Here is a 23,109-nt window from a genome sequence, read left to right on the forward strand (position 1 = left end):
TCCAGTCGCATATAACCTTTCTATGTGCCCCAACGATTGAAAAAATCTGCGGTCCGGTCGCTTATAACCTTTCTATGAACCCCAACGCTTGTAAAGAACAGCGGTTCGGTCGCTTATAACCTTTCTATGTGCCCCAACGATTGTAAAAATCTGCGGTCCGGTCGCATATAACCTTTTTATGAGCCCCAACGATTGGAAAAATCTGCGGTCCAGTCGCATATAACCTTTCTATGTGCCCCAACGATTGAAAAAATCTGCGGTCCGGTCGCATATAACCTTTTTATGAGCCCCAACGATTGGAAAAATCAGCGGTCCAGTCGCATATAACCTTTCTATGAGCCCCAACGATTGAAAAAATCAGCGATCCGGTCGCATATAACCTTCCTATGAGCCCCAACGATTGAAAAAATCAGCGGTCCGGTCGCATATGGCCTTTTATACACCCCAACGCATGTAAAAACCAGCGGTTCAGTCTTATAGGAGCAAAAACAACAATATTAACGAAAACAGCAATTTTTTAAAAATAATTGAATATATATATTTCATATTTTTCCCAATATTTCTATTTTGATGTCTAACACGCTTTTTTAGAAGGCAATCTGAACGATCATGACAAAGAGGTGAAAGAATGAAGGTTAATAGGTTTCGTCTCCATGCTCTGTTATTGTTCATCGGCGGGCTTGTTTGGGTGATAGTCGGAACTCGTCTGGCTCTTAGTCCCCCTGGCAACCCAGCTTTGGATATCTACCGGGATTCAAAAGGTTCGATGCCGCTGCTCAGTGGTGGAATGCTGTTTATTACAAGTGGAATGGTGATTTTTTACCGGGAGCTTTTCCTCCATAAAGGTCTTGCGAAATTCGCCTTTATCCTCATTCAATCTGGAAGCGTCCTTTATTTTATCGGGCACTCACTAAGACAGTTCTTGAATGGTGCGTGGGAACCGGCAGCACCAGTCGGTTTCATTATGTTAATTATAGGATTGTTTCTGTTCGGCCTTAGAAGTATAAAGGTAAAATCACTGCCTGACCCAATCAGTTATTTCATATTAATAAGTTCACTATGCCTGCTCTTCTTTAATGACCAATTCTTCACTGCCTGGATGTCAGTGCCATTTGGGCTCATTTGGATTGCCATTGGTGGAGCGCTATTTTTTAAGCCTCTTTGAACGTAATTTGCCAGCACCATTTTTGCACATTAACGGACCATAAGGTGTACAAATTAATTTAAAGCGTTAAAGTACCATTGAATACCAAGTTTTCCATACTCAAATTATTGTGTTTTTTCTGAAAAAGTCGTAGTCTCTATATATAAGAGATTTCGAGATGAGGTGCGAAGATGACACAAGAGATTACATTTATTCAACGAGAACAATTAAAGGCTAAGCCTGACCCTGCTTCGCTTGGATTTGGGAAGTATTTCACCGATTACATGTTTGTGATGGATTATCATACTGATCACGGCTGGCACGATGCTAGGATTGTACCTTATGGGCCATTAACACTTGATCCATCATCCATGGTTTTCCATTACGGACAGGCGATTTTTGAAGGAATGAAGGCCTATAAAACTCCAGATGGCGAGGTGCAGCTTTTCCGTCCGGATAAAAACATGAAGCGCCTGAACGACTCCTGCGAGAGGCTTTGCATTCCGCAAGTTGATGGGGAGTTCTTATTAAAAGCGATAAAACAATTGGTTACAGTTGAAAAAGACTGGGTTCCGGAAGGCGCCGGACAATCGCTTTACATTCGCCCATTCATTTATGCATCGGAAGCAGGACTTGGGGTACACCCAGCCCATCAGTATACCTTGCTGGTGATCACGTCTCCTTCAGGTGCCTATTATGGGGATCAATTAAATCCTGTTAACATCTACGTTGAAGAGCATTATGTCCGCGCAGTTCTTGGCGGGGTTGGACATGTGAAGACTTCCGGCAATTACGCAGCAAGTCTGAAAGCCCAGGAAAAGGCCGAAGCGAACGGCTACGCGCAAATTCTTTGGCTCGATGCAAAGGAAAACAAATATGTTGAAGAAGTCGGCAGCATGAATATTTTCTTCAAAATTAATGGTGAAGTCGTTACACCTAAGCTAAATGGCAGCATTTTACCTGGGGTAACTCGTGATTCTGTTATTCAGATTTTAAAACATTGGGGAGAACCTGTCCGCGAGGAAAGAATCTCCATTGAAGAGGTTTTTGCGGCATATGAGCGCGGAGAACTGGAAGAGGTTTTCGGAGCTGGAACAGCAGCCGTTATCTCACCTGTTGGCGAATTAACATGGAACGGCAAAACTATCATCATTAACGACCGCAAAATCGGGCAAACATCCCAACGCCTCTATGATGGCATCACAGGCATTCAATTAGGCAAGCTCGAGGATCCATTCAACTGGACCGTTAAAGTGAGCGCTGTAGAAGTTTAACCAATAGAAAAGGTGCCTGATCCCCGCCGCGATAACGCACGCGGGGGTCAGGCACCTTTTATTTTACTGATAACTCTTTTATTTTTTCTATCCAATCTTTGAAGCTGCCAAATTCATTGGCATCGAATCCAAAGTGTTCCTTTATGATTTGGATGGTTTCGCTTTCTTTTTCTTGAAAAACCCCATCTGAATAAATCAGTTGTAAGAGTTCTGCTAAAACGATATTTTTGGAGCGTTCAGTTTTGAAAGTTATTAGAATGTCTTCGATTGCGAGACCTTCTATTTGGTAATCCTTCAGCCCCATTTCCTTTTGAAACTTGCTAAGGACGGAACTTTCAAATATCGACAAATTCCCATCAATATTGGCAATCATCGCCGCAAGTTCAAGAAATGCCCTTTTCTCCTCAGGCTGAAGTTCTGCTAGAAACATTTATTACATACATCTCCTTGTAATCGTATATATTTATATACGTAACATGTCTATAAAAGTTTCATTTTAATCATATCCTTGTAAACTGTTCCGCACTTTGTATTTTTTCAAAGCCGTTTTTTCCAAAGCTCCATTGGACTTTCTTGTCCTTCTTCTAAAGGCATTTGGATGATTTGCAGGGACCTTTCGGATCGAGATTTTTTCAAATCCTCGTAAATGGATTTTGATTTTCCCAAGCCCACTGCGGCGGCGTCCTCTACCGACGCACAATAATAGACTTTTTCAATCCCGGCAAAGTACATGGCCGTTAAACACATCGCGCAGGGCTCACCACTGGCGTAAATAATACATCCTGATAAATCATTTGTCTTAAATTGTTCCTGGGCGCGGCGAATGGCCAGCAACTCCGCATGGCCGCTGATATCAAACTTTTTGTGAAGCTCATTTACACCCTCTGAGACGATTGTATTATTTTTGACAAGCACTGCTCCAAATGGCTGCCCGCCTTCTGCGACATTTTGAAGTGCGAGCTCTACAGCCCGTTTCATGAAGTTGTCCATTCTATACTTCCTTTCGTTTTAGCATTTTTTCATTTTAAACTATTTATCAAAAGGAATCATTCTCGTGATTCCCCTTATTTGAAAAGTCGTCCGAAATACCTAGATTTTTTTCCTCCCAATCCACACATTCCCATATCATTATCATTTTGCTATAATGATAGTATACCCTATCTACATCCAGAAAAATTTCCTCCAGATAAAAGGGTTATCTTATAAAAATAAAAGGAGGTACCTCGATGTATCAGATCAAAGGGAAAGAAAAAATTTTCGTATACACAGGTCCTGATGGCTCTGGACGAAAAACCATTGCGAAAAATGTTGCTACCGCATTTGACATGGAAACTGTTCTCTCTTACACCACTCGTTCCCCACGGCATTATGAAAAAGACGGCGAAGATTACCACTTTATAACTGATGAAACCTTCAAAAACATGCAGGCCCAACAAGAATTTCTCGAAAGTGTCGAGATTGATGGAATCCATTATGGGATTCGTGAACAAGATGTTGTGGAGGCCTTTAAAAACCATGATTTCGTTTATTTGACCTTAAATCCTGAAGGCGCTGAAAAACTTAAAAAAATGTATGGAGATCATGTTGTACGAATTTTTGTGTACGCGGATCGTGATACGGTCATCGAAAGACATAAGAAGCGCCAGGATAGCGAGGAAGTCATTGAACGGCATATGAGCCATTATAACGAAACTATGAGCTATAAAGGCAGCTGTGAACATGCATTTGAAAACTTCGATTCCCCGCAGGTCTCTTACCAAGTAAGCGAGCTAATCGAATCCTACCTGGACAGAAATCTCACCGTAACGGATTACTAAACTACTTAAAAGGGGCTTACCCCGCATTAACCCAGAAAATTGGTAAAATAAAAGGCGAACAGTACACACGGGACTGTTCGCCTTTTGTTTTACTCCATCACACCGGAGCAGCGGTTTCCTTTTACCGTTTTAGTAGTTATAAACTCTTTATAACTACCGGAGCTCCCATTTTCTTCATCATTGGGTAGTTATGAACTCTTCATAACTACCCGAGCGATAATTTCCTTCTATGTTTGGGCCTTATGAGCATTTCATAAATACTGAAACCCTCATTCCTTCATCCCCCGGGCTTTATGAACTCCTTCATAACTACCGATTCACTGATTCCTCCATCCTTTCAGGCGTTATGAACCGATTCATAACTACCGGTTCACTGATTCCTCCATCCGTTCAGGCGTTATGAACTCTTCATAACTACCGATTCACTCGGTCCTCAACCCGCTCAGGCGTTATGAACTCTTCATAACTACCGATTCACTGATTCCTCCATCCGTTCAGGCGTTATGAACTCTTCATAACTACCGATTCACTGATTCCTCTAACCGTTCTGGCGTTTTGAACCTCTCAAACCTTCTCAAGCCAGTGCTAAAAAACTTTCTAGCTTAATACAATGCTTTCTGGTCAACAAATAAAGCGGCCGTGAGAATGCTCCCAAACTACTGCTTGTTAATTTATTTAATGAATTTCAATTCGCTTCTGTTCAATTTTGAGAATCTCTTCACTTTTTTACCTTATTTATATATCTTTTAAGGATTACGAGTTTTAAGCATGCCTTTTCAAAAAAATCCTTGAATTTTCCATATCGCACGAGTACTCTATTTAAAACAAGGGGGGATCATGGCGTGATTAGGAAGCTTACCGAACAAGACCACCAGCAGGTTCTTACCTTTTTAAGTGAAGAACCGTCTATTAATCTATTTATCATTGGGGATATCGAGGCTTTTGGATATTCCTCTGAGTTTCAGGAGCTTTGGGCAGAGGTTGATGAACAGGACACGATTAAAGCTATTCTGTTAAGATATCATCAATCTTTTATTCCTTATGCTACGGGAGAATTTGATGTAAATGGTTTTGTTTCTATTATGAAACAGTATAACCAGCCTATTTATCTATCCGGGAAGTCTGACATCGTGGAGAAATTCGAAGTTTTTGAGGAACTATCTCTTGGCAAAAAACAAGTAACATTTTTTGCAGAGTGCCTTTCTGACGATTGTCTTGGTGACAACAATGTAGATGTTAAAAAGGCGACAATTGAGGACGTTGATCAAATCATTGAGCTTCGCAGCAGCATTGAGGAATTTCAAATTAGAAGCGATGCCCGGAAGATGTTAATCAATGCGATGGAATCCAACACAGGAAGAACCTATTATACCATCCGCCAAGGTGTGATGACCGCCTGTGTTTCCACAACAGCGGAAAATTCCATATCAGCAATGATTGTCGGAGTCTGCACGCGAAAGGAAAACCGCCGTCAAGGTCTAGCAACAGCTATCATGGAAAAGTTATTTAAGGTTGTTCTAGCTGAAGGTAAAACGCTTTGTCTCTTCTATGATAACCCGGAAGCAGGCCGTATTTATAAACGGCTTGGCTTTAAAGATATTGGGAAGTGGACCATGTACCGCTAAAAATTCCCGTCAAAAAAGGAAGGTGCCGAGTCACCTTCCTTTTTACCGTTAATACACTAGGTATAAGTCCCTCAATCACCATTACCTTAACAAGCTGGGGGCTGTCCCACTGCATAAAATCGCCTGCATGCAAATAAGCTAATATAAGCATCTAAATAAAGGGGTTGGAAGCAATGGTCATATTCAACAAAATCGCCTTATTCTTTGTCATCTTATATTCTGTTTTCACCATCATTAATACCTATTTAGGGGAAACCGAGCGAGCCCAATCCAATGTCATATATTTTCTGATGAACGGATTTGCCTATATCGTTACCGCACTCGAAATGGAAAAACGGTGTCAGGCTTCAGATGCATTAAAGTATTAATGCGCCGGGGGCCTGACCCCCTTTTTTTATACAGATACTAACTGCTGAGGCTGCCCTCAACCCCTTTAATTATTATAGATTTGAAACGAATAGGATTGGAAACTTTAGTAAAACATAAAATGTACATTTCATTCTGAGGGGTTCATCTATGAAACAGACATCCGATTTTGAGGATAAGAATGGACAACCTTCTACTAAGGATGTTGCCACTTTCGATGCCCGCATAGAATACATAAAGAATTCGTTCGTTAATACCGAAGACTTACTAATGCTCCCAGTTTCCTATAACAGCAGGAAAGGGTTTGTCATATATATTGCTACAATTTCAGACTCGGAAAAGATTCAAGAGAGTATTTTATTCCCTTTAATAAAATTTGGCGAATTGAATGCTGCGGATATTCCTTACACTGCCGAAACACAAGATAAAATAACGCTGCAAGAGTCCGTAAAGGCTTTATTAAAAGGGAATGCCGTTGTTATATTCAATGGCCTTGACGAAATCTTTTCTTTTAATACGATGAAAGAGATTTCCCGTAATCTTAAAGAACCTGATAGTGAGAAAACAGTTAGAGGCTCGCATGTTGGTTTTGTTGAAAACCTATCAACCAATATTGGCTTAATCAGAAAAGGGATTGAAAGCAGGCATCTAAAAATTAACTACCACCAGATCGGGGAATACACAAACACCCAGATAGCGCTTGTTTATATCGAAGGAATCTGTAACCCTGCTTTAGTAAAGAGACTAGAAGAAAGAATACAAACTCTATCCATCGATATGACATTCAGCCCCGGGTACCTGGAAGAGTTACTAGAGGACCAGCCATTCTCCCCTTTTCCTCATTTACTTTATACCGAACGACCCGACCGGGCGATTGCACAATTAATGGAAGGAAGAATCATCCTATTGTCTGAAGGTAGTTCTGATGCACTCGCTCTTCCTGTATCATTCTTTTCCTTCTTCCAAACATCGGATGATTATAACACCCGGATTATTACCGGTTCCTTTTTTCGTTTTCTAAGAGTGGTCTGTTTTCTGCTATCACTTCTATTACCTAGTTTATATATTGCGGTAATCGGGTTTCACTTCGAGATTATCCCGAAAGAAATTTTAGTACTGGTGAAAAGTTCGGTAGAAAACATCCCGTTTCCGCCCTTAATTGAAGCCATGGTTATGGCGTTTACCATCGAGTTAATTCGTGAAGCGGGAATTCGTCTGCCGACACCGATTGGACAAACCATTGGTATTGTAGGAGGTTTAATCATCGGGGATGCTATCGTTTCTGCAGGGCTAGTTTCCAACATCATGGTGATTGTCATAGCTCTTACAGCCATTTCCTCCTTTACCGTAGCATCCTATGAGATGAGCAATACGGTCCGGATTTTAACCTTTCCAATCATGCTGTCAGCGGCCACTTTCGGTTTTGCTGGAATTATCTTTTCCTTAATGTTTATTGTCGGCCACCTGTGTAAGCTTGAATCTTTGGGGACTCCTTACTTCACCCCAATTGCCCCGTTTAATTTACAGGGAATGAAGGACGCCATTATTCGATTTCCGATTTGGCTGCTAAAGGATCGCCCTCGGGAATTGCATGTGAAAAATAAAAAACGACTAAATCAACCTAGAAGATGGGAAAAAAATGAAAAATAAAGTTCAAATCACGAAACTCCAGATGATTACTTTTTTAATACAAACACAAATAGGAGTTGCCTTTCTATCCCTTCCTTATGAAATCCACCAAATAGCCAAAGGGGATAGTTGGATATCTCTTCTTCTAACAGGTCTATTTATGGAGATTCTTGTCCTTTTCTACCTTATTTTGTGCAGCAGGTTTCCTAACCAAGACCTTTTTCAAATTCTGCATTCGATGTTTGGAAATGCTATCGGAAAAGGCATTACATTCCTTTATATGGGTTATTTCTTATTTACAGGGGCAACCATACTTGTTTTATTTGTCCATATCTTAAAAAGGTGGATGCTCCCCTACACCCCAGCTTGGGTCATTCTTTTTTTGATGGCGTCCGTCGGCATTTACATCGCCATCGATAATTTAAAGGTAATCGCAAGGTTTTACTTCATCGCCACTTTTGCTTTGCTCGTATTTTTATTCATCACGCCTGTCGCTTTTAAAGATGAGAATATCCATTATATTTTGCCAATTGGCCAATCGGGGTTGATGAATATTTTAAAAGGAGCGTCCAATGTAACGTTAGCCTGGCAGGGGATTGAATTTATTCTATTAATATCTCCCTTTGTTTTGGCAAGCGGACGGGAAAAGTTTAAAGCCGCTACCTTAGCCAATATTTTTATTACCTTTTTTTACTCATTCCTGACATTTGTTTGTTTAATATACTTTAACAATGAGGTAATGAAACTACTGCCTCAACCAGTCCTTTATTTGTTAAAATCTTTTTCTTTTAAAATTATTGAGAGGCCGGACTTATTCATCATTTCATTATGGATTATCCTTGTAGGAACCTCCTTTATCAGCTATCTTTACGGTGCCTCCCTGGCAGGGACCTTTCTCATAAAACGCTGGCCGAGGAAAGCGTGGGTATACCTGTCCGCTTTTACCTGCTTTGTTTTTGCCCTATTTTTTAATGGAGAAAATGAAATAGAGAAAGTGACAAAGACTGCAACCTACTCTGGCTATATCTTCTTTATGGCCATTCCAGTATTTCTTTTACTGCTTTCCTTTCTTTTTAAAAAAAGGTCAAAGGGTGAGGTTAATGCGGAACATTATTAAACGGTTCATCGTCCTTACAACTATTCCTTTCCTTTTATCAGGCTGTTGGGATCAACGGCTATTGAAGGAACAAAAATTAATCCTGCTCATCGGTTACGATAAAGGCCACAATGGAAAGATCATCTCTAACACCGACTATCCGATAAGCAAAGGAGTCCAAAATAATTCTGCTTCTACTACTAAGAGCACTATTCTGACAACGGAGGGGGAAACAGCTTTAGATACCTTGCTGCATGCCGATCTAAATATCTCCGAGAAAATCGACATATCCAAAGCCCAAGTCGTTCTTTTCGGTGAAGAAATGGCTAGACAAGGGCTATACAAAGAACTTGACCATATCTACCGAAACCCAAAAGGGGCTCTCGGGGCAAAAGTGGCTATCATTGAAGGAAAGGCAAGGGATGCTGTCCGCATTAAACAGGAAGAAGCAAATTTAAACGGACAATATTATGATGAATATTTAAAAAGCGGCGAGGCAACCGGCTTTTTTACAAACTACAACGTGCAATCGGTCTGCCCGTTATTACTGAAGCACACCAAAGATCCATTACTGCCTCTTCTAAAAATCAGCCCTGAACGGCATCGTGCTCGTTCCATCGGCATGGCACTGTTTAATAATGAAAAGATGACCGGCAAACTAAATGTTTCCGAATCAAAGATGTTTTTGCTGCTTAATGGAGAAAAAAAGCAAAAGGTTTCATTTTTATTGAACACGAACAATCAAGATAGCCAAAAGGAGTTTATTGTGATAGAGATTTTGAATAACCGCCAAAAAACAAAGCTATCTGTAAAAAACGAGGCGGTTACCTCCATATTGTCCAGTAAGCTTCAATATCGAATTACCGAATATCCAAAAGATCAATTAACCAACCCGATTCTTTTAAAAAAATTAAATAAAACCATCCAGAAACGATTAACAAAGAAAGCTGAAAAAACAATAGCCAAATTGCAAGCGGCAAATTGTGACGGGTTTGGAATCGAGGAAGAAATAAGGGTGCATCATCATCAACTTTGGAAGGAAAAGTACAAAAATGCGGACATTAAAAACATTCCAATAAAGGCTAAACTCGATTTGGAGCTTATTAACTCAGGAATTATCAATTAACAGTCGAAAACAGGGGGCCTGACCCCCTGTTTAACGCTTCCCTTATTTGAAACTCCAGTATCCCTTTAGCATTTCAAAGACACGTCTTTGGTTTGTAGCGGAAAGGTTTACTAAGAATGGAGTTTCCCCTTTTTCCTTCAGCACTTCCGCGACCATCCCTTCCCCAATAGGACTGCAAAACAAAAGCTCTGTTCCTTCCAATGCTATTTTTCCGCAGCGGGCATTTAATTCTTGGTCGATGAACTCCTCACTGATGGGCATATCGAGGAGTTTTTTCCAAACGGACAAGGTTTCGTCCAAATTATGGATCGCAAAAGCAACACCCTCAAATCGGACATGCCCCGCCGGATGGAGGTCAATGAGGCCTTGCTGGTCTAGTTCCGCCAACCGTTCCTCGTCCGATTTTTCCCATTGAATAAAGAAGGGAAGCCTCAATTCCGCCCCTTCATATTCCGGAAATAGCAGCGACCATCTAATAATCTCGCCGTCACCGCGGACTCGCTCTCCTGGAATTGGTCCATAAACCGTGAACCCTTTCTGTTTCAGCTGCTCTGCCAATGCTTCAATCTCATTTGTACGAATCGCAATTCTGGCCGGCCCCTCCCCATTATCCTTCGGAAGCTGTTCCACAATATGGGTAATCAAGCGGTTGGCCTCATGCGTTTCCGCCCGCTGCCAATCCTCAATCCCCAAAAACTCTAAGTAACTTAATCCAAAATAACTTAATGTGTTATACGTTCCCCAAGACTCATGGCGCCCACCAGGTGCCACTTTTAAACCTACTTGTTCCAGAGGAGCGATAGCCTCCTCTGGCTTTTTGAAAAACCAAACCAAATGGTCGAAAGCTAATTGCATGTGAATAGGTCCCCTTTTTGAAAAATTCATTTCAGTGTATCGGCTTCATTCCGTAAATGTGGTATTAGCCCCCATATGCCTTTTATGAGAACAATTCCACTGGGTTATTTGCTCGTTTTGTTCTCATGGCATTACCTATTGCAATGGATTCATATAATCATTTACCAATATTTGTACCTCTTCACCTTCAGAAATGCCCCCCGGTCTCTCCACTGCACAAACGATACCCCGCCGCTTATACCCGGCACGGACAAAACGTGCGGCCAGCTTAGCATGGTCCGGAAAATGCTTTTGAATCTCCTCACCAGGGAAGATGCATGGCAGGTTTTCCCCCATGCAGATCAACCCAGCCCCGCTTGGGAACAATATCCGTGAGCCCAGCGTTAATTTGGTCAACTCCGGAAAGCCTTGCACCAATAGGTTTGCTCCCAGCCATTCCGGCAGAACATGCGGCACCCCTAACTCTTCCGCAATCTCGGCACAGTCTTCCTCTGAAACGACGGTAATCTGCCGGCGGTTCAGAATTTCCGTCCCCTTTGGATACATTGGCTGCCTGGAATCGGCCGCACACGTTACCCCGAAATGTCTGTCCCCTCGTATTCCGCCAAATTCAAGTTGTACTTCCGGAATCCTTCTGGTCACAAATGTGCCATCCTGATCCGCAATTAATATGGCCTTGATGTTTGCTTTTGCTTTTTTCATATCAAAATCCTCCCGTAAAAAATCCACTAATTCTACTTTACCTCAGGCTGACACTAAATCCAATTTTTACAAATCGGCCGCGTTCACACAATTTTCAGATTCATTTTTTCATAGATAAGTTATAATACGGTTGTCACCCCTAGAATATCTTCTCTTGCCCCTTTCAAAAAAATCCACTAAGAAAGCTGGTTGATTCGTTCTATGAAAAAACAATCTTTATGTCCGTGCGGCAGCGGCAAACCTCAGAAGAAATGCTGCGGTGATAAGCTGCAAATGAATGTATTTATACAACCTTTCGCTAATCCTGAGGAACGGGAAGAATTTTTAAAGAACATGGCGATAGGCTCTCAATTTCACCTGCGTTTCAGAGCGCACGTCCACTATTATGGAAAAGACATTCTCTCCTACAAACGTGAACAGCCTGCCAACAAGCTCCGCAATGAATTTCTCGAGATTTTTTCAAGCTTTATGACCGATACGTTAGAAGATTCTTGTCCTCCATCATGGAAAGAATGCGACTCCCCGTTCTGGGAAGAATTAATCTTCACTCATTTTCCTCATTGTATGAAAATTACGCCGCAAGAAAAAGAAACCGAAAAATTCCTGATGCAGTTAAAAAATTTCGTCCGCTGGCTGGATCGAAAGGTTGGCACTTCTTGGTATGGTCTTGTTAACCAATATGCGAATGAGGCCCGCTCTGACCTTAAAACCTGCGAACGCCTGCTAAATTACCTCTTTTTATGCGATTTCCCTCGGCTTCACCACAGTGAATTTAATCTCGAGTTGGCGATGCAAAAAGTCGAATATAAGTTTGACCAGTTTTCTGAACGGAAGGACAGTCTGTTTGAAGTGACCAGTAGAATTGAAGATACCATTGTGCTAACCGAATTCAACACCAACCGGACTTATTACATCAAAGGAATCCCCCGCCACTTGATTAGTCCGGGGCTCATAATGAACGGTTCCATCGGCCGCAAAAAGGGCGAAAAAGCATGGGAATGGTATCACACAGAGGGGATTTATCCGAACAGAGGCAGGAAGTATATGAAGCTGAACACCCCTGAACTAGAGCCTACTCACGTATAACACCCTAACGAAGTGATGCTATTCATTCTTCATTTTCCTTATAAAAAGTATTATACTCTTCCTAATAATAGGATCGATGGAGAGTGTCTGACACCTTGACTAATATCAGAGATTTAGCAAAAATGGCGGGCGTTTCCGTCACGACGGTATCTAGGGTGCTCAATAATCACCCTTATGTCAAAGAGGAAAAGCGCAAGGCTGTTCTTGATGCCATTAAGCAAAGCAATTACCAGCCAAATATTAACGCGGTTCATTTAAGCATGGGAAAAACCTTCCTTGTCGGTGTGATGGTTCCATCCATTGACCACCCTTATTTCGCATCGTTAATTAAAGGAATCTCCCATGAGGCATTGACACACAATTATAATCTGGTGCTTTTTCAAACCAACTATAAGGAAGAAAGAGAATTAGACGCCTTACAAATGTTAAAGCAAAAACAAATTGATGCGTTAATCATTTGTTCAAGAGCAAGCAGCTGGCCGTTGATTGAGGAGTTTCTTCCTTATGGGCCGATTGTCCTGTGTGAGGACACCAGGGGCAAAAAAGTGTCTTCTACCTTTGTGGATCACTATCAGACCTTCATCTATGCGCTTGAATATTTAATACAAAACGGACATCGAAAAGTTGGTTATTCCATCGGGAGAAAAACGGGTACAAACAGTAAGTTTAGAGAAATGGCCTATAAGGATTTTCTGAAAAAAAATCATTTGCCATTTGACCCTGCTTACGTTTTCGATAATTGTCTTTATTTTGAGGATGGCGAACGGGTCGTTGATACGATTGCAAGTATGGACGATCCTCCGTCGGCCCTCCTGGTGACAAATGATGATGTCGCTGCCGGAATTGTCACCTGCGCAAGGAATCGGCAGATTTCTATTCCGAATGATCTAGCGCTGATTGGATTTAATAACCAACCCATTGCAAAAATAATGGATATCACGACGATTGAAATCCCGCTTGTAGAAATTGGCAGAAAGCTCTTCCTTCAAGGAATTGCGGAAAACCAGGAAATTTCATATCAGGAGATACCTGTAAGATTGATTAAACGGGGTACTATCTAATCTCAAGACTTCCGGCCGGTTGATGTGACTGTAACTAGGTCTTTTTTTCAAAAATTACATTTAGCCCCTTGACCTGAAACGCGTTTCATACTCTATCCTAAATTTTGTAATACTGCAGCACTTAGCCGGCGTGATCGAATTCTAGAGCGTTACGGTGGGTGCTGCAGGCAGTAGCTGGAAGCAACCTCCTCTCTTGTCATTGTCATTTTCTGTGTTATAATATTCCCCGGCATAAGTTGATTCATAGAATTTTAACTTGATGCGGGCGGGAGAGGGACACACTAGAAAGTGTGATAAGAAAATGAAGGGAGTTTTTAAACTTAAGGAGCACGGAACAAGCTTGAAGAAGGAGGTTATTGCGGGGGTTACGGCATTCTTTTCCATTGTCTATATTATCGCTGTCAATGGAAGTATCCTGCAGGATGCAGGCATACCACTCGAAGCCGGAATTATCGCAACCGTACTATCTTCACTGATTGGCTGCGTGCTTGTGGCATTTATCGCCAACGCACCATTAATCATCGTACCAGGAATGGGGATTAATGCCCTATTCACCTATACAATTGTCGGAACGATGGGGCTGGACTACAAGGAGGCTCTGGCAGCCGTAGTTGTATCAGGCATTCTCTTTGTGATTGTGGCTTTCACGAAATTATCGGGCATCATCTCAAGAGCGATTCCGTCATCTTTAAAGGAATCCATTTCAGTCGGAATTGGCTTATTTATTGCCTTTATTGGCCTGCAAAAAAGCGGCATCATTGTTGGGAATCCGACGAACTTTGTGGCGCTTGGCAATTTGGCGTCCCCGATTGTAATGGCGTCGATAATTAATCTGATTATCACGTTATTTTTATTTTTAAAGAAAGTACCTGGGAATTTCCTGATCAGCATTATTTTAGGAACGTTCGTGTCCTATCTTTTCGGATTGGTAGACTTTTCGAAAACCCACACCAGTTTTATTTCCTTTGCGGACTATAAAAACGTCTTCCTAAGTGCAGACTTTGGAAATATAACCACCATTCCGTTCTGGACAGCGGCTTTTTCACTGGTATTGGTGCTTGTTTTTGAAAATATCGGCCTGCTTCATTCCCAAGTAGACGGGATGCTGCAAGCGCCTGAAAAAAACGGAAAATCCTTAAAGGCCATTTCGATTTCCACAATCGTATGCGGATTATTCGGCACTAGTCCATCTGTATCAACGGTTGAAACGGCAGCAGGCATTACCGCAGGCGGAAGAACAGGTTTAACCTCGATTATCACGGGGCTGCTTTTCCTGGCATCGCTTTTCTTCATGCCGTTCATCAAACTGGTTCCGGCAACAGCAATCGCGCCAATCCTAATTATTATCGGCGGTTTAATGCTGACTAATATCGTAAATATCGATTTCACTGATTTTACGGAAGCCTTTCCGGCTTTTCTCGTGATTATCATGATTCCGTTAACCTACAGCATCGTTGATGGAATTGCCTTCGGATTTATCGCCTATCCGCTGGTAAAGCTGTTTACCAACAAGAAACATCAGCTTTCCCTATCAATCTATATTATTTCGATTCTTTTCTTGACGAACTTTTTACTGCACTCGATTGGTTAACAGCAAGTGCGTTTACTATATACAAAAAGCAGAATGCCATCCCAGCATTCTGCTTTTTTAATTACCATATTATGCTTCCGCTACGTTAGGCTGCTTGTAAACTTCACTATCGAATTCACCGGTTGCCTTACTTGTTAACACACCGGCAGTCATTGAACCGCTGACGTTTAGGGCAGTACGTCCCATGTCAATTAGAGGCTCAACAGAGATAAGAAGACCAACAATTGCAACTGGCAGGTTCAAGACTGATAGAACGATTAAGGCTGCGAAGGTTGCCCCGCCGCCTACACCGGCTACACCGAATGAACTGATTGCAACTACTATAATCAGAGTGATGATAAAAGAAATGCTTGTCGGGTCAATACCTGCAGACGGCGCTACCATGACTGCGAGCATCGCCGGGTAAATTCCTGCACAGCCGTTTTGTCCGATGGAAAGTCCGAAAGAACCAGCAAAGTTGGCAACCCCTTCAGACACACCAAAGTCTTTCGTTTGCGTCTTAATGGTCATTGGCAATGTTCCTGCACTTGAACGTGACGTAAAGGCAAACGTTAATGTAGGCATCCCTTTTTTCACATAGTTTACAGGGCTTAATTTTGCAAATGTTATAAGTAATAAATGTACAATAAACATCAAGATAAGCGCCACGTAAGAAGCGACGACAAACTTGCCTAATTTTACAATCGCGTCGTAATCACTTACAGCAGCCACCTTTGTAATGATAGCCAAAATACCGTATGGTGTTAATCTGAGAATGAGCGTTACCACCCTCATGACGATGGAATATAACGTATCGATTATTTTTGCAAAAAATTCAGCTTTCTCAGGTTCCTTGCGTTTTACCCCAAGATATGCCACGCCGATGAAAGCTGCAAAAATAACAACGGCAATCGTTGATGTTGGACGAGCGCCTGTTAAATCTAGAAACGGATTGCCTGGAATAAGTTCAACGATTTGCTGCGGCAGCGTCATAGTTTCTACACCAGCCACTTTTTCTTTCAATAGCTCATTACGGGCATTTTCGGCATCCCCTGCCGTTAACTTGATTCCATCAAGTCCAAATCCGAGCGCGGATCCAATACCGATTGCTGCGGAAACCGCCGTTGTCCCAAGCAGGATGGCAATGACAAGAAAACTGATTTTCCCAATATTTTTAGTCAGCTTTAATTTCGTAAAAGCTCCCACAATGGATATAAACACTAATGGCATAACAACCATTTGCAGCAGTTTAACATAACCGCCGCCGACAATGTTAAACCAGTTAATCGACTGTGTTGTTACTTCATGTGTTCCACCGTAAATAAGATGAATGAGAAATCCAAATACAAGACCTAAACCAAGTCCGGTAAACACACGTTTTGAAAAAGAAACATGCTTTTTTTGCATCATGAACAAGCCGAACATCAGTAAGAGAAGAACGACAACATTCACGATAATTAATATGTTATTCATTTCATAACCCCCTATTTAATACTTTCAAAGTTTAATATATAAAATCCTATGAGTCAAGTCGGAATTATTAATCCTTTAAAGCAATTAAGTTTTCACCAAATAATCCTATAAATAAGGGGCGCCCTCCTTATTAACGAAGGGCGCCCTCATAACGTATTTTATTATATTAATATAATTTAATTGTTTTCAATTTGAAACATTTATAGATCATATTGATATCACGCTACGCCCTCTACTTGCTCAAAGCCTTCCTGAAGATAAAGGGCTTTTGCCCGTTCATTCTCTCCATTAACTGAAAGAATCGTTCTTTGGTACGCTTTTTTTAGCGAGGCCTCCTATTGGACATTTTACGGATGCGGGTTCTCCGTTTTATCCTTTAGAGACCTCCTATTGGACACCTTGCCTGCTCGGGATCTCCCTTTTGTCCTTTAGATGCCTTCTATTGGACACTTTACCAGCTCGGGCTCTCCGTTTTGTCCTTTAATGGCCTTTTATTGGACATTTTACGGGCGCAAAGTTTCGGTTTTGTCTTTTATTTTCTTCACGAAGAGCTAAACTTCCCCACTATTCAAAAGTGATGCACAAGAACCGTCCCCATGCCTCATTACTTATTTGGCAAGCCTGCCAAAATACATTATGATGTTAGAAGTATTTTGTTATTGGAGGACTTGAGCATATGAATATTGCTACTATTGGAACGGGTTCGATTGTGGATACCTTCCTTTCTGCATTAAATAATATAAAAGACGCCCAATGTGTGGCGATGTATTCCCGAAAACAGGAAACTGCCCAACCGTTAGCCGAAAAATATCAAATCCCTGCTATCTACACCGACATAGAAAAAATGTACCAGGACCCAGGCATCGACTTTATTTACCTGGCATCCCCAAACAGCCTGCATTACGAACAGGCGACCCAAGCTCTCCAACATGGAAAACATGTCATATGTGAAAAACCGTTCACATCGACCGTCGCAGAGCTTGAAAGCTTGAAGGTACTCGCCAAACAAAAGAATTTAATGCTGTTTGAGGCCATCACAACCATTCACCTGCCCAACTATCAACTCATTAAAGAAAACCTGCCAAGCCTAGGGCAAATAAGGATGATCCAGGGCAACTACAGCCAATACTCTAGCCGGTATGATGCCCTGCTTGCAGGGGAGACACCGAATGTATTTAATCCGAAGTTTTCCGGCGGCGCCCTTGTTGATATCAACATTTATAACCTGCATTTCGTGATGAACCTGTTCGGGACACCAGAATCCATCCGCTATACGGCAAATAAGCATGCGAACGGAATTGATACCTCAGGGGTACTTGTCATGAAATATCCCGACTTTATCGCCGAGTGCGTGGGAAGCAAGGATACACAAGGCCTGAACTTTGTCCTTATCCAAGGTGAAAAAGGATATATTCATGTTGAACATGGGGCAAATGGGTGTCAAAACGTCATCTTACAAACCGATGGAACAGCCGTCACCTTAAACAATCAGACGACAACGAACAAGCTTTATTATGAACTGCTTGCCTTCAAAGAAACGTATAAAAATCAGGACTTTGACCGCTGCTATGAACTACTCGATTACAGTTACTCAGTCATGAAGATGCTAGTTGCAGCTAGAAAGGACGCAGGCATCGTTTTCCCAGCCGACCAGCCATAATTTACAAAGGAGCCACTGAAGTTGGCTCTTTTTTTATAGATAAAAGGAAATTTTTGCTATACTATGTAATTGAGGAAAAACCGAGATAAGTTGGTGATACCAATGTTTAAACTCTTATTGATCGAAGACGATGCTACTTTATTCAATGAAGTGAAGGAACGGCTATCCGGCTGGTCCTATGACGTGTATGGAATAACAGATTTTGCCCAAGTCATGCAGGAATTCACTGCTACCAAGCCTGATTTGGTCATCATTGATATCCAGCTGCCCAAATTTGACGGGTTCCATTGGTGCCGGATGATTCGTTCCCATTCGAGTGTCCCGATTTTATTTTTATCGTCGCGGGATCATCCATCCGACATGGTGATGGCGATGCAGCTTGGCGCGGATGACTTCATCCAAAAACCCTTTCATTTCGATGTCCTGATTGCAAAAATACAGGCGATGCTGCGCCGGGTTTATGATTACAGCAGTGACAGCCAAATCGAACTGAAAACCTGGTGCGGGGCGACAGTCGATTATCAAAAAAACACAATTGCCAACGACGCAGGTTCAATCGAGTTGACCAAGAATGAAATGTTTATTCTGAGGGAGCTTATTAATCAAAAGAATAAAATCGTCACGCGCGAAGCGTTAATCAAAAGCTTGTGGGACGACGAGCGGTTTGTCAGCGACAATACCCTAACAGTCAATGTCAATAGGCTCCGCAAAAAACTCGATGAGATTGGCATCGGTCATTTTATCGAAACGAAGGTGGGACAAGGCTATATGGCGGCCGATGAGGCGCAGCTGCCATGATAAAACATTTTTTAAAAGAACGGCGGAGCTGGATTCTACTCATTTTATCCTTAGAATTTCTCATCGTTTTTATCGCCTACATTGATTCTGCTATCCCGTTTTTGCCCGTCCTGTATATGGTTTTTCTGTCGCTCATCATCTTTGCGATTTTCCTAACCGTTCGTTACCACAAGGAGACTCACTTTTATAAAGGCCTGGAGGATTGGGAAAGCAGCCTTGATCTAACTGGCCTGCCGAAAGGCCGAAGCCCTTTTGAAAAAATTATTGAAAGGAGCGTCATCAGCCAAACCGATTCCCTCAAGATAGAGGCTTCCTCTAATCGGATGACGCTGGAGCAGGAAAAGGATGAACTGCTATCCTGGATACACGAGGTAAAAACACCGCTAACAGCTATGTCTTTAATGATTGAACGCATGGAGGATAGCAAGCTGAGGGCAAACCTAAGATTTGAGTGGTTGCGAATTCATCTGTTGCTTGACCAGCAGCTTCACCAAAAGCGGATACCATTTATGGAAAATGACTTATATATCGAAAAAACAGATTTAAAGCCGATTATTTATTCAGAGATTAAAACGCTGCAATCGTGGTGTATGCAAAAAGGGATCGGTTTTGATGTAGAGCTGGGTATCACCGATGTACTGACGGATGCCAAGTGGCTGGCGTTTATTCTCAGACAGTTATTAACCAATGCCGTGAAATACAGCGAAGCCTCGGATATTTTCATAAAAAGCCACCTTCAATATGGACGGACCATACTTGAAGTCACCGATTTTGGCCGAGGCATTGACCCGCGGGATCTGCCCCGCATTTTTGACAAGGGCTTCACCTCGACCACCAAACATCAAGACAGCGCGGCTACCGGCATGGGGCTTTATCTTGCAAAAAAGGCTTCCCAGCCGCTATTCATCCATATCGAGGTGCAATCCAAATTAGGAGAAGGCACGACATTTACGCTAATTTTTCCAAAAAGAAATGAATTCCTTCATATATCAGGCATGTGACAACATTGTCACATGCTTTGCCGCATTTGTTCGGCGAAACGAAGGAAGTGATCTACACGCACCTTTATACTAAAGCTATCCAAATAAGGAGTGTGTCGAAATGACAATTTTAGAAGCTAGTAAAATTTATAAAAGCTACGGCAATAAGTGGAATAAGCAGGACGTTTTAAAGGGACTTGATTTAAGTATTGAAAAAGGAGAATTCGTCAGCATCATGGGTGCCTCTGGATCCGGAAAAACAACGCTTTTGAATGTCCTCTCCTCGATTGACAAAGCAAGCAACGGGTCTATCAAAATTGAAGGAAACGAAATCACCCAGATGAAAGAGAAACAGCTAGCTGAGTTTCGGAAACATCATTTAGGGTTTATTTTTCAAGAATATAACCTTTTAGATACATTGACTGTAAAGGAAAACATTCTCCTGCCCCTGTCCATCACGAAAATGCCGAAAAAAGAAGCGGATCAAAAGTTTGCCGAAGTTGCTGAAGAACTCGGTATTTACGAGCTCAAGGACAAATATCCAAACGAGATTTCCGGCGGTCAAAAACAGCGGACTTCTGCTGCAAGGGCGTTTATCCATGAACCAAGTATTATTTTTGCGGACGAACCGACGGGTGCGCTCGATTCCAAGTCGGCATCAGACCTATTGAATAAGCTTAGCGGATTAAATCAACGGCGTAACGCTACGATTGTGATGGTCACCCATGATCCTGTTGCGGCCAGCTTCAGCAGCCGGGTCATTTTCATCAAGGACGGGCAGATTTACACCCAGTTAAATAAGGGCGAACAGCCCCGGCAGGCCTTCTTTCAAGACATTATGAAAACACAAGCGGTGTTGGGCGGTGTTCAATATGAACATTAATCAACTGATCATTCGCAACCTGAAAAAGAACTTGAAAAATTATTTTTTGTATGTGTTTGCATTGGTCTTTAGTGTAGCTTTATATTTCGCGTTTGTTACGCTGCAGTATGACCCGGCGATGACGGAGGCGAAAGGGACCATCAAAGGGGCCGCCGCCGTTCGGACCGCTTCGATTTTGCTTGTCGCAATTGTCTCCATCTTTTTGCTGTATGCCAATAACATTTTCATCAAGCGGCGGAGCAAAGAAATCGGATTATTCCAGTTAATCGGAATGACCAAAGGCCGGATTTTCCGGATTCTCAGTGCCGAGAACTTTATCCTTTACTTCGGCTCCCTGGTGATTGGCATCTTTCTCGGGTTTTCGGTGTCACGGCTAATTTTGATGATTTTATTTAAAATTACCGGCGTTGATGCAGTAGCCAGTCTTCATTTCTCATCAGAGGCACTCGTGCAAACAATGATCGTGTTTATCGTGATTTACCTGTTTATCATATTGATGAACTATCTATTTATCAAACGCCAAAGCATTTTAGCTTTGTTTAGGGTCATTTCATCGACAGAGGGCAAAGTGAAAAAATTATCCATGTTTCAAAACTTTATTGGGATTCTTGGATTGGTGCTGATTGCCACCGGCTATTATGTTTCTTCCAAGCTGTTCGGCGGAGATTTTACCACCATGCCGGCATTATTTGCGGCGATGACGGGAATTCTGGGATCAGTCATTATCGGAACGTATTTGTTTTATAAGGGTTCGGTCAGTTTCATTTTCCAACTCATCCGCAAACGGAAAGACGGCTACTTATCAATTAATGAAGTGATGTCGCTGTCCTCCATCATGTTCCGAATGAAATCGAATGCCATGTTATTAACGATTATCACGACTGTATCGGCGCTGGCAATCGGTCTATTATCGTTATGCTATATCTCCTATTATTCTGTTGACAAAACAGCCCAAAATAATGTGGCCGCTGATTTTGCTTTTATTACCGAAGGGGATGCAACGACATTTGAGACCGCCCTGGACAATGCAGGAATCGATTTTCATGAAAAACGTATTGAGGTTATTCAGGTCAGCGCAAACTTGAAGCCAATCCTAGAACGGAATTTGGAAGGAATGATGGTTGACCCTGCCAACATGCCTATGTCAGTCATCAGCGACAGATCTGTAAAAAATGTTGATGCAGCACCGGGTGAAACTATTTTTACCGGCTATAGTGATTTGCTGCAGAAGTTTATGACCTTAAAGGATTCAGGAACGATTGAATTTAAGGGGCTTCATCAAGTGATTCCGTTAAAATACTCGGGACTGGAAAAAGAGTTCGTCATTTCCTGGTACTACACAGCTGGAGGTTCACCGACTGCCATTGTTGATGATCCTGTTTTTCAGCGATTGAAACAGGATTTGGATCCAAAAGTTCAACAAAAATCATCCCTTTTCATAGGTATTAATTTAAAAAATGAGCAGCAGCTTGAAAAAGCCAATAAGATCTTCTCTAGTCTGCATTTTAGCAGTGAGCATGGAAATGATTCCCGTCTCGACCTGATCAAAGAGCAGAAAAAGAATATGGGGCTGGCCATGTTTATTGTTGGCTTCCTTGGGTTAACCTTTTTGATTACTTCCGGCTGTATTCTTTATTTTAAGCAGATGGGAGAAAGTGAAGAGGAAAAGCCAAATTATACGATTTTACGAAAACTTGGTTTTACACAAGGGAATTTGTTAAGAGGAATTCAAGGAAAGCAGCTCTTTAGCTTTGGCATTCCGTTAGCGGTTGGCCTGGCACACGGTTATTTTGCGGTTCAATCCGGTTGGTTTTTGTTTGGTGCAGAGGTTTGGACACCGATGCTTGTTGTGATGCTGTTGTATGCGGCACTCTACTCCATTTTTGGTGTCCTTTCGGTTTCTTATTACAAAAAAGTTATCAATGAAGCACTTTAATTAGGAAATGGCCCTCATCCTTTTTTGG

Annotated in this window: 21 protein-coding genes; 16 read left to right on the forward strand and 5 right to left on the reverse strand. The window is 41.9% G+C overall.

The annotated features are described in order from the left end of the window. Window positions 1-628: 628 nt before the first annotated feature. Window positions 629-1,165 carry a hypothetical protein gene (locus KHA99_RS27880; protein WP_213120777.1) on the forward strand — a complete coding sequence of 179 codons (537 nt, stop codon included), beginning with the start codon at window positions 629-631 and terminating at the stop codon, window positions 1,163-1,165. A gap of 170 nt (window positions 1,166-1,335) precedes the next feature. Further along, window positions 1,336-2,418, forward strand: coding sequence for a branched-chain amino acid aminotransferase (locus KHA99_RS27885; RefSeq protein WP_213120778.1), 1,083 nt, complete (start codon window positions 1,336-1,338; stop codon window positions 2,416-2,418). 58 nt (window positions 2,419-2,476) lie between these two features. Here KHA99_RS27885 and KHA99_RS27890 read toward each other — a convergent pair whose 3' ends face one another. Both KHA99_RS27890 and KHA99_RS27895 read right to left on the reverse strand, forming a co-directional pair. Then, window positions 2,477-2,848, reverse strand: a complete 372-nt coding sequence (locus KHA99_RS27890) for a hypothetical protein (protein ID WP_213120779.1) — start codon at window positions 2,846-2,848, stop codon at window positions 2,477-2,479. Between the two features lie 107 nt (window positions 2,849-2,955). Continuing rightward, window positions 2,956-3,408 carry a nucleoside deaminase gene (locus tag KHA99_RS27895; RefSeq protein WP_213120780.1) on the reverse strand — a complete coding sequence of 151 codons (453 nt, stop codon included), beginning with the start codon at window positions 3,406-3,408 and terminating at the stop codon, window positions 2,956-2,958. Window positions 3,409-3,644: 236 nt separating this feature from the next. On the opposite strand from KHA99_RS27895, the gene KHA99_RS27900 reads away from it, so the two are divergent. From KHA99_RS27900 to KHA99_RS27925, 6 genes are all read left to right on the forward strand, one after another. Further along, window positions 3,645-4,235 (forward strand): guanylate kinase, encoded by a 591-nt coding sequence (locus KHA99_RS27900; RefSeq protein ID WP_213120781.1) that lies wholly within the window; start codon window positions 3,645-3,647, stop codon window positions 4,233-4,235. Between the two features lie 842 nt (window positions 4,236-5,077). After that, window positions 5,078-5,860 (forward strand): GNAT family N-acetyltransferase, encoded by a 783-nt coding sequence (locus KHA99_RS27905; protein WP_213120782.1) that lies wholly within the window; start codon window positions 5,078-5,080, stop codon window positions 5,858-5,860. A 173-nt stretch (window positions 5,861-6,033) separates the two neighbouring features. Continuing rightward, window positions 6,034-6,228, forward strand: a complete 195-nt coding sequence (locus tag KHA99_RS27910) for a hypothetical protein (RefSeq protein ID WP_213120783.1) — start codon at window positions 6,034-6,036, stop codon at window positions 6,226-6,228. A gap of 148 nt (window positions 6,229-6,376) precedes the next feature. Then, the gene (locus KHA99_RS27915; RefSeq protein ID WP_213120784.1) at window positions 6,377-7,876 is read left to right on the forward strand and encodes a spore germination protein; all 1,500 of its coding nucleotides are present in this window, start codon (window positions 6,377-6,379) and stop codon (window positions 7,874-7,876) included. Continuing rightward, on the forward strand, window positions 7,866-8,972 hold the full coding sequence (locus KHA99_RS27920) for a GerAB/ArcD/ProY family transporter (protein ID WP_213120785.1): 1,107 nt from the start codon (window positions 7,866-7,868) through the stop codon (window positions 8,970-8,972). Before KHA99_RS27915 ends, KHA99_RS27920 begins: the two co-directional genes overlap by 11 nt. Continuing rightward, window positions 8,956-10,077: a Ger(x)C family spore germination protein gene (locus KHA99_RS27925; RefSeq protein WP_213120786.1), complete on the forward strand. Its 1,122-nt coding sequence runs from the start codon at window positions 8,956-8,958 to the stop codon at window positions 10,075-10,077. Before KHA99_RS27920 ends, KHA99_RS27925 begins: the two co-directional genes overlap by 17 nt. A gap of 42 nt (window positions 10,078-10,119) precedes the next feature. Here KHA99_RS27925 and KHA99_RS27930 read toward each other — a convergent pair whose 3' ends face one another. Both KHA99_RS27930 and KHA99_RS27935 read right to left on the reverse strand, forming a co-directional pair. Further along, complete coding sequence (locus KHA99_RS27930) at window positions 10,120-10,932, reverse strand: VOC family protein (protein ID WP_213120787.1); 813 nt, start codon at window positions 10,930-10,932, stop codon at window positions 10,120-10,122. Between the two features lie 135 nt (window positions 10,933-11,067). After that, a complete protein-coding gene (locus KHA99_RS27935) occupies window positions 11,068-11,634 on the reverse strand; it encodes an MOSC domain-containing protein (protein ID WP_213120788.1) in 567 nt (188 codons plus the stop codon). A gap of 201 nt (window positions 11,635-11,835) precedes the next feature. Between KHA99_RS27935 and KHA99_RS27940 the strand changes: the two genes are divergently transcribed. The 3 genes from KHA99_RS27940 (at window position 11,836) to KHA99_RS27950 (ending at window position 15,372) form a co-directional block, all read left to right on the forward strand. Next, the gene (locus tag KHA99_RS27940; RefSeq protein WP_213120789.1) at window positions 11,836-12,720 is read left to right on the forward strand and encodes an SEC-C domain-containing protein; all 885 of its coding nucleotides are present in this window, start codon (window positions 11,836-11,838) and stop codon (window positions 12,718-12,720) included. Between the two features lie 95 nt (window positions 12,721-12,815). Beyond that, window positions 12,816-13,781: a LacI family DNA-binding transcriptional regulator gene (locus tag KHA99_RS27945; protein ID WP_213120790.1), complete on the forward strand. Its 966-nt coding sequence runs from the start codon at window positions 12,816-12,818 to the stop codon at window positions 13,779-13,781. Between the two features lie 301 nt (window positions 13,782-14,082). Then, window positions 14,083-15,372, forward strand: coding sequence for an NCS2 family permease (locus KHA99_RS27950; RefSeq protein ID WP_213120791.1), 1,290 nt, complete (start codon window positions 14,083-14,085; stop codon window positions 15,370-15,372). 69 nt (window positions 15,373-15,441) lie between these two features. Here the strand turns inward: KHA99_RS27950 and KHA99_RS27955 are convergent, their stop codons facing one another. Then, on the reverse strand, window positions 15,442-16,824 hold the full coding sequence (locus tag KHA99_RS27955; protein ID WP_213120792.1) for an L-cystine transporter: 1,383 nt from the start codon (window positions 16,822-16,824) through the stop codon (window positions 15,442-15,444). 676 nt (window positions 16,825-17,500) lie between these two features. Between KHA99_RS27955 and KHA99_RS27960 the strand changes: the two genes are divergently transcribed. The 5 genes from KHA99_RS27960 to KHA99_RS27980 all read left to right on the forward strand — a co-directional run bounded on the left by KHA99_RS27960 (window position 17,501) and on the right by KHA99_RS27980 (window position 23,081). Next, entirely contained in the window at window positions 17,501-18,484 is a 984-nt protein-coding gene (locus KHA99_RS27960) for a Gfo/Idh/MocA family protein (protein WP_213120793.1), read from the forward strand. Between the two features lie 102 nt (window positions 18,485-18,586). Next, window positions 18,587-19,282 (forward strand): response regulator transcription factor, encoded by a 696-nt coding sequence (locus tag KHA99_RS27965; RefSeq protein WP_213120794.1) that lies wholly within the window; start codon window positions 18,587-18,589, stop codon window positions 19,280-19,282. Next, window positions 19,279-20,283 (forward strand): sensor histidine kinase, encoded by a 1,005-nt coding sequence (locus KHA99_RS27970; protein WP_213120795.1) that lies wholly within the window; start codon window positions 19,279-19,281, stop codon window positions 20,281-20,283. The genes KHA99_RS27965 and KHA99_RS27970 overlap by 4 nt, the downstream gene beginning before the upstream one ends. Window positions 20,284-20,383: 100 nt before the next feature. After that, window positions 20,384-21,145: an ABC transporter ATP-binding protein gene (locus KHA99_RS27975; protein ID WP_213120796.1), complete on the forward strand. Its 762-nt coding sequence runs from the start codon at window positions 20,384-20,386 to the stop codon at window positions 21,143-21,145. Then, window positions 21,135-23,081, forward strand: a complete 1,947-nt coding sequence (locus KHA99_RS27980; RefSeq protein WP_213120797.1) for an FtsX-like permease family protein — start codon at window positions 21,135-21,137, stop codon at window positions 23,079-23,081. The genes KHA99_RS27975 and KHA99_RS27980 overlap by 11 nt, the downstream gene beginning before the upstream one ends. The last annotated feature ends 28 nt before the right edge of the window (window positions 23,082-23,109 follow it).

The sequence above is a fragment of the Neobacillus rhizophilus genome, assembly GCF_018343535.1.
GTDB lineage: Bacteria > Bacillota > Bacilli > Bacillales > Cytobacillaceae > Neobacillus > Neobacillus rhizophilus.